Source organism: Citreimonas sp. (genome assembly GCF_042096055.1).
In the GTDB taxonomy this organism is placed as follows: Bacteria; Pseudomonadota; Alphaproteobacteria; order Rhodobacterales; family Rhodobacteraceae; genus Citreimonas.
The window spans coordinates 39,610-46,286 of sequence record NZ_JBELMH010000003.1 but is presented as its reverse complement, the minus strand read 5'-3'; the positions used below and the strand labels follow the sequence as shown (position 1 = coordinate 46,286).

Here is a 6,677-nt window from a genome sequence, read left to right as displayed (position 1 = left end):
GTGGCGTCGTCCTTGAAGCGGCGGGTGGCGTCGGTCTGCGCGTCGTCGGCGTCGCTGGCCGGGTCGATCGGCGGCTGGCCGCCGGCGGGCGAGGCCAGCGTGATCTCGGCGCCCGCGTCGCGGAAAACGTAGTAGGGGGCGGCGAATTCCTCGAGCCAGAAGCCGGTCGGGCGCCCGGTGTCGCCCAGCGTGTCGTGCGAGGTCAGGATCATCAGGATCTTCATCGGTCGCGGTCCTTTCGTTGTTCTTGTCGTTTGCCGGCGCGCGATCCGCGCCGTCCTTCACAGGGTCTACGACGCGCCGGCCGGTCGCGTTCCGCACGCGCCGGGCATATCTTCGTGACGCAGGCGTGCGGTCTTGCCTTGCGCGGGCGCGGGCTGGCAAAGTCGCGCGCGAAAAAGGGGAGGATCGGCATGCAGGACGAACGGGTGATCATCGCCGGGGGCGGCATCGGCGGGCTGACGCTGGCGCTGACGCTGCACCAGATCGGGGTGCCTTTCACGGTGATCGAATCGGCGTCCGAGATGCGGCCGCTGGGCGTGGGCATCAACCTGCAGCCCAATGCGGTGCGTGAACTGATCGACCTCGGGTTGGACGAGGACGCGCTGCACGGCGTCGGCCTGCCGATCCGCGAATGGGCGCTGGTGGGCCTCAACGGCCGCGAGGTCTATGCCGAGCCGCGCGGCCGCGATGCGGGCTATGCCTGGCCGCAGATCGCCTGCCATCGCGGGGCGTTCCACATGCTGCTGTACCGCACGCTGGTGGCGCGCGCGGGGAAGGGCGCGGTGCGGCTGGGCGCCAGGGTCACCGGCTATCGCGCGACGGATGCCGGGGTCGAGGCGGCGGTCGAGGGCGGCGCGGGCGTCGAGACGCTGCGCGGCCGGCTGCTGGTCGGCGCCGACGGCATCCACTCGGCCGTGCGGGCGCAGATGCACCCCGACCAGCCGCCGATCCACTGGGGCGGCGCGCTGATGTGGCGCGGCACGGTGCGCGCGCGGGCGCCGCGGACCGCGTCGTCGTTCGTGGGGCTGGGGACGCACAGCCAGCGCATGGTGATCTACCCGATCTCGGGGCCGGATGCCGATGGGCTGTCGCTGCTCAACTGGATCGCCGAAGTCACGGTGGAGGGCGACGGCACCTGGCCGCACAAGGGCTGGTTCCGCGCGGTGCCGGTGTCGACCTTCCTGCACCACTTCGACGCCTACCGCTACGACTGGCTGGACGTGCCGGCGCTGTTGTCGGGCGCCGAGACCGCCTACGAGAACCCGATGATCGACCGCGACCCGGTCGACACCTGGGTGGACGGGCCGGTGGCGCTGATGGGCGACGCGGCGCACGCGATGTATCCCACGGGCTCGAACGGGGCGAGCCAGGCGATCGTCGACGCGCGCGTGCTGGGGGCGCAGATGCTGCGCCACGGGGTGACGCCGCGGGCGCTGTCGGCCTACGACGCGCAGCTTTGCGGGCCGATCTCGCGACTGGTGCTGCGCAACCGGGGCGCGGGGCCGTTCGGGCTGCTGAACCTGCTCGACGACCGCTGCGGCGGCGTGTTCGACGACATCGACTCGGTCGTCTCGCCCGAGGAGCGCGCGGCCTTCATGGCGGGCTACAAGAGCGCGGCGGGCCTGGCGATCGACACGCTGAACGCGGCGCCGCCGACGATCCCGGCGCGCGCGGAGGTCTAGGGCGCGCGGCGCAGCAGATAGGTGTCCATGATCCAGCCGTGACGCTCGCGCGCGGCTTGCCGGGTGGCGAGGATGTCGTCGGCTGTCTCGGCGACGGGCCCGCTGCGCAGGATCTGGTCCTCGCTGCCCAGGTAGGCGCCCCACCAGATGTGCAGGCCGGCCGGGTCGAGGTCGCGGAAGCGGCATTCGGCATCCAGCATGACGACGATCGTGTCCGCGCCCGGCGGCCAGCCTTCGTCGTGCAGCCGGCGGCCGGTGGTGATCGTCACGGGGCCGTTCACGGTGTTGAGCGGGATCGCGTGCGCCGCGGTCAGCGCCTGGATCGCGGTGATGCCGGGCACGACGCGGACGCGCGGGCGCGGCTCCAGCCGCTCGGCGATGCGCAGCGTGCTGTCGTAGAGCGATGGGTCGCCCCAGACCAGCAGTGCTACGGGGCCGTCCGGGGGCGCGTCGAACGCCGCCTGCCAGCGGCGCGCGATCTCGTCGTGCCAGGCGGCGACGCGGTCCTGGTAGGGCAGGCTCTCGTCGCGGACGGGATAGTCGAAGGGCACGATCCGCGCGGTGCTGCCGCTGGCGTCGAGGATTCGGCGGCGCAGATGGGCGAGATCGTCCTTGCCCGCCTTGAGCGGCAGAAGGATCGCGGCGGCGTCGCGCAGGGCCTGCGCGCCCTCCAGCGTCACGTGCCGGGGCGAGCCGGTGCCGATGCCGATGAGCCAGAGATCGCGGATCAAGGAAGGCTCCGAACAGGAAGCGGCGCAAAGAAAAGCCCGGGCCTTCGACGGAAGGCCCGGGCGGGTGCGTGTCGGGCGATCAGGCCGCGGCGTGCAGGCGGGGCGAGAGGAAGCCGCCGGTGCGGCCGCGCAGCGCCTTGGCGCCGGCAAGCGCCGCGAGGTCGGCGATCGGCTCGACCAGCAGCACGACCGAGTAGGCCGCCGCGAAGGTCGCGACCGAGGCCGCGCTTTCGGCGCCGATGCCCTGGCCGTAGAACACCCAGAAGGCGACCCAGGCGACGACGCCGCCCTGGTACGTCGCGGAAAGCTTCAGCACGTCGGTGTAGCGCAGGTCGACATAGGCGGTGTCCGCCGGGATCACGCGGCGCGCCAGCGCGGTCATCGCGAAGAGCGGCACCAGCAGCGTGGTGGCGTTCACGAAGAACATCGGCAGGTCCGTGGGCGCCAGCGTGAGGCCCTGCAGCAGCAGGCCCAGCATCAGGCCGATGGCCGCCGGTGCCGCGCCCAGCAGCAGGAACAGCGTGGTGCCAAGGATGAAGTGCACCTCGGACACGCCGGCCTGGAAGTGCGGCAGGATCTCGAAGAAGGCGAAGGTGCCGATGGTCGCGGCGGCCGCGCGCAGGGCAAGCGTGGTGCCCTTTGCGGTGCGCAGCTCGCTTAGGGCGAGCTTGGCGGTATAGCCGATGGCGCCGGCGGCAGTGGTGACGGCGAGGCCCATCTTGGCCGCGTCGACGACGCCCGGTTCGATATGCATGTCTGTCCCTTCCATATGGTGCTGCCCCTCCGGCAGCGGGAATGATGGCCCGTTCGGGCCTTGTTGGCGTGCGGCCGGTCTCCTGGCTCGCGGGTCGATGCGCCTTCGGTCCTTCCCAGCCCTTGGGGGCCAGTGGATATGCCTCGGCGCTCACCGCTTACAGTTGCGGGGGCAGCCCGGGAATTTCACCCGGTTCCCAGTGTCGCCTGCGCGACACCGCACGCATTCACTGTGTCAGCACGGCCCGTTTCGCTCAAGGTCAAATGCGACGCTCAGGCGTCGGCGAGCGGCCCGTAGAGGATCAGCGCGGGCTTGTTGCCGATCTCGGCCGACAGCGTTTCGGCCAGCGCGGCCACGGTGTGGCGCGACACGTGCTGGTCGGGGGTGCTGACCGCCTCGGCCAGGATCGCGGGGGTGTCGCCGGGCAGGCCGCGCGCCATCAGCTTGGCCAGCAGCGCCGGGAAGGTCCGCTTGCCCATGAACACGACGGTCGAGGCATGGGGGTCGGCCAGCGCGTCCAGGTTGACGTCCTCGGGCAGGGCGCCGGTCACGTCGTGGCCGGTGACGAACTGCACGCGCCGCGCGGTCAGCCGGCGGGTCAGCGGGATGCCCGCCGCCGCCGCCGCCGCGCAGGCCGAGGGCACGCCGGGGATGATCTCGAAGTCGATGCCGGCCTCGCGCACCGCCGTCAGTTCCTCCTCGAGCCGGCCGAAGAGGCCGCTGTCGCCGGATTTCAGCCGCACGACGCGGGCGTTGTCCTGCGCGTAGTCGACCAGCAGGCGGCTGACGTGGTGCTGCTTGGGCGAGGCGCGGCCCGCCCGCTTGCCCACGCCCACGAGGTCGGCGCCGCGCCGCACGTGTTCCAGGATCGGCCCCGAGGAGAGGTCGTCGAACAGCACCGCGTCGGCGCGCTTCAGCCGGTCGACCGCCTTGAGCGTCAGAAGCTCGGGGTCGCCCGGGCCGGACCCGACGAAGCTGATGAACCCTGTCATGGTGCCTCCTCGGCGGCGATGAGGTGGAAGAACGTGCCGGACGCGTGCCCGCGGACCGAGCCGGTCTCGGGCACCGGGTTGCCGTCGGCATCCGCCACCGCCGCCAGCGGCGCGTCGGGCTGGTCGAGGATGGTCGAGTAGTGGAATTCGTGCCCGCGCAGCGCGGTGCCGGGCGCGTGGCCGGGCAGCGCCGAATGCAGCACGGCGCGCCGATAGCCCAGGTGGAACTTGCGCTTTTCGTAGCTGGTGACGAGGCCGAGCAGCCCGGCCATTTCGTGCCGCGCGCCCTCCTTGTCGATCAGCGCCGCGCCCAGAACCATGTAGCCGCCGCATTCGCCGTGCACGGGGCGGGTTTCGGCGTGGCGGCGCAGGCCGCCCATGAAGGTCGTGGCGGCCGCGATCCGGCCTGCGTGCAGTTCCGGGTAGCCGCCGGGCAGCCAGACGATGTCGGCGTCCGTATCCGGCGCCTCGTCGGCCAGCGGCGAGAAGGGCAGGATCTGCGCGCCCTTCGCCTGCCAGCCCTCGAGCAGGTGGGGATAGGTGAAGCTGAACGCGGCGTCGCGCGCGATGGCGATGCGCTGCACCGGCGGGTCGGGCAGGGCGCCCGGCGCGGACAGGGCGCCACCCGCTGCCGCCGCGCGGATTGCCGACAGGTCGACATGGTCGCGCAGGAACGCTGCGTAGCCCGCGATGGCGGCGTCGAGGTCGGGATGCTCGACCGCCTGGATCAGGCCGAGGTGGCGTTCCGGCAGCGCGAGGTCGCCGCGCCGGGGCAGCGAGCCGAGCACGGGAATGCCCGCGCGATCCATGCCGGCGCGCACCAGCCGTTCGTGACGGGGCGAGGCGACGCGGTTCAGGATCACGCCGGCGAAGGGCAACTCGGGCGCGTAGTCGCGAAAGCCCATCGCGGTGGCGGCGGCCGATTGCGCCTGCCCGCCCACGTCGACCACCAGCACGACCGGCCAGCCCATCGCGGCGGCGGTTTCGGCGCTCGACCCGTATCCCTGCTGTCCGCGCGTGGCGACGCCGTCGTAAAGGCCCATCGACCCCTCGGCGATGCAGAGATCGGCGCCCTGCGCGCGCGCGGCGATGGCGCCCCACAGGTGCGGCCCCATCGCCCAGCCGTCGAGGTTGAAGGACGCGCGCCCGCTGGCGGCGAGGTGGAAGGCCGGGTCGATGTAGTCCGGGCCGGACTTGAAGGGCTGGACGGTCAGCCCGTCCTCGGCCAGCGCGCGCAGCAGGCCCAGCATCACGGTCGTCTTGCCGGTCCCCGAGGCGGGGGCCGAGATCATCAGGCCGGGGATGTCAGCCATTCTTCTTGCCCTCGGTCTCGGGCGTCCAGCCGGCCCAGGGGCTGTCGGCGGTCTGGGGCCGGTAGCGGCGGTCGTAATCCGCGGCGTAGAGCCGGCTTTCGTCGAAGCCTTCGCCGGCCAGCGCGGGACCGACGAGAATCAGCGCCGTGCGGGTGATGCCGTCGTCGAGGCGGGATTCGATGTCCGACAGGGTGCCGCGGATGATGCGCTCGTCGGGCCAGCTTGCGCGGAAGACGATGGCGACGGGGCAGTCGGGGCCGTAGGCGGGCGTCAGGTCGGCCACCACGCGGGCGATGTTCCCGATCGACAGGTGGATCGCCAGCGTGGCGCCGGTGGCGGCGAAGTTGGTCAGCGTCTCGCCCTCGGGCATCGACGAGGCCCGTCCCGGCGTGCGCGTCAGCACCACCGATTGCGCGAGGCCCGGGAGTGTCAGTTCTGCCTCCAACGCGGCGGCGGCGGCCGAGAAGGACGGCACTCCGGGCGTGACGGTGAAGGGGATGTCGAGCGCGCGCAGGCGGCGGACTTGCTCGCCCATCGCGGACCAGACCGACAGGTCGCCGGAATGCAGCCGGGCGACGTCGTGGCCTGCGTCGCGGGCGGCTTTGATCTCGGCCATGATCGCGTCGAGGTCCATGGGGGCCGTGTTCACGATCCGCGCGCCGGGCGGGCAATGGTCCAGCACCGCCTCGGGCACCAGCGAACCGGCATAGAGGCAGACGGGGCAGGACGCGATCAGGTCGCGGCCGCGCAGGGTCAGCAGGTCGGGCGCGCCGGGACCGGCGCCGATGAAATGCACTTTCACTGGGTGCCTCCGATGGCAAGCGCGCAGGTGGCCATCCTGTCGCCCGAGATCGCGCGGGGTGCAAGCAGGTGCGCGCCGGGACCGGCGGCGGCGAGGGCGGCGGCCTCGGCGACCGAACCCGTGTCGCGGGCGGCGCGCGAGGCGGCCGAGGCGGTGAGCGTGTGCTGCGCGCGGAGTGTGTCCGGGGCGATGGCGTGGACGGGCAGGCCGAGCGTCCGCGCGAAGTCCGTGAACGCGGGCGCGTCGGCCTTGTCGGCGGCGGTGGCCAGTGCGTCGGCGTCCTTGCCGGCGCGGGCCAGCGCGTCGCGCAGGCTGTCGGCGGTCGCGGCCGCGCGGAACCCGAACCCCGCGACGATCACAGCGTGACGCTCCATTGCACGATCGGGTAGGCGGCCTTCCA

The 6,677-nt window shown here is 72.6% G+C and carries 7 protein-coding genes, 1 pseudogene and 1 riboswitch; of the genes and pseudogenes, 1 reads left to right on the top strand and 7 read right to left on the bottom strand.

The window, feature by feature from the left end; all coding sequences use genetic code 11:
* Positions 1–224: pseudogene (locus ACFDTC_RS01745) on the bottom strand (type 1 glutamine amidotransferase domain-containing protein); the annotation flags it as partial.
* Between the two features lie 189 nt (positions 225–413).
* Here ACFDTC_RS01745 and ACFDTC_RS01740 point away from each other — a divergent pair.
* Complete coding sequence (locus ACFDTC_RS01740; protein ID WP_375257141.1) at positions 414–1,685, top strand: flavin-dependent oxidoreductase; 1,272 nt, start codon at positions 414–416, stop codon at positions 1,683–1,685.
* Here ACFDTC_RS01740 and cobF read toward each other — a convergent pair.
* From cobF to ACFDTC_RS01710, 6 genes are all read right to left on the bottom strand, one after another.
* Positions 1,682–2,416, bottom strand: coding sequence for a precorrin-6A synthase (deacetylating) (cobF, locus tag ACFDTC_RS01735; protein ID WP_375257140.1), 735 nt, complete (start codon positions 2,414–2,416; stop codon positions 1,682–1,684). The two genes, ACFDTC_RS01740 and cobF, sit on opposite strands and share 4 nt — an antisense overlap.
* A gap of 79 nt (positions 2,417–2,495) precedes the next feature.
* Positions 2,496–3,170 (bottom strand): energy-coupling factor ABC transporter permease, encoded by a 675-nt coding sequence (locus ACFDTC_RS01730; RefSeq protein WP_375257139.1) that lies wholly within the window; start codon positions 3,168–3,170, stop codon positions 2,496–2,498.
* Positions 3,171–3,224: 54 nt separating this feature from the next.
* A riboswitch (cobalamin riboswitch) is annotated at positions 3,225–3,406 on the bottom strand.
* 36 nt (positions 3,407–3,442) lie between these two features.
* Entirely contained in the window at positions 3,443–4,162 is a 720-nt protein-coding gene (gene cobA, locus ACFDTC_RS01725; RefSeq protein WP_375257138.1) for a uroporphyrinogen-III C-methyltransferase, read from the bottom strand.
* Complete coding sequence (locus ACFDTC_RS01720; protein ID WP_375257137.1) at positions 4,159–5,475, bottom strand: cobyrinate a,c-diamide synthase; 1,317 nt, start codon at positions 5,473–5,475, stop codon at positions 4,159–4,161. Before ACFDTC_RS01720 ends, cobA begins: the two co-directional genes overlap by 4 nt.
* Entirely contained in the window at positions 5,468–6,277 is an 810-nt protein-coding gene (gene cobM, locus ACFDTC_RS01715; RefSeq protein WP_375257136.1) for a precorrin-4 C(11)-methyltransferase, read from the bottom strand. The genes ACFDTC_RS01720 and cobM overlap by 8 nt, the downstream gene beginning before the upstream one ends.
* The gene (locus ACFDTC_RS01710) at positions 6,274–6,636 is read right to left on the bottom strand and encodes a cobalamin biosynthesis protein (RefSeq protein WP_375257182.1); all 363 of its coding nucleotides are present in this window, start codon (positions 6,634–6,636) and stop codon (positions 6,274–6,276) included. Before ACFDTC_RS01710 ends, cobM begins: the two co-directional genes overlap by 4 nt.
* Positions 6,637–6,677: the final 41 nt, after the last annotated feature.

Excerpts from the sequence above, each read along its gene's own strand:
- ACFDTC_RS01740 (WP_375257141.1), top strand. The coding sequence starts at position 414 with ATGCAGGACGAACGGGTGATCATCGCCGGGGGCGGCATCGGCGGGCTG.
- ACFDTC_RS01730 (WP_375257139.1), bottom strand. The coding sequence starts at position 3,170 with ATGCATATCGAACCGGGCGTCGTCGACGCGGCCAAGATGGGCCTCGCC.
- cobA (WP_375257138.1), bottom strand. The coding sequence starts at position 4,162 with ATGACAGGGTTCATCAGCTTCGTCGGGTCCGGCCCGGGCGACCCCGAG.
- ACFDTC_RS01720 (WP_375257137.1), bottom strand. The coding sequence starts at position 5,475 with ATGGCTGACATCCCCGGCCTGATGATCTCGGCCCCCGCCTCGGGGACC.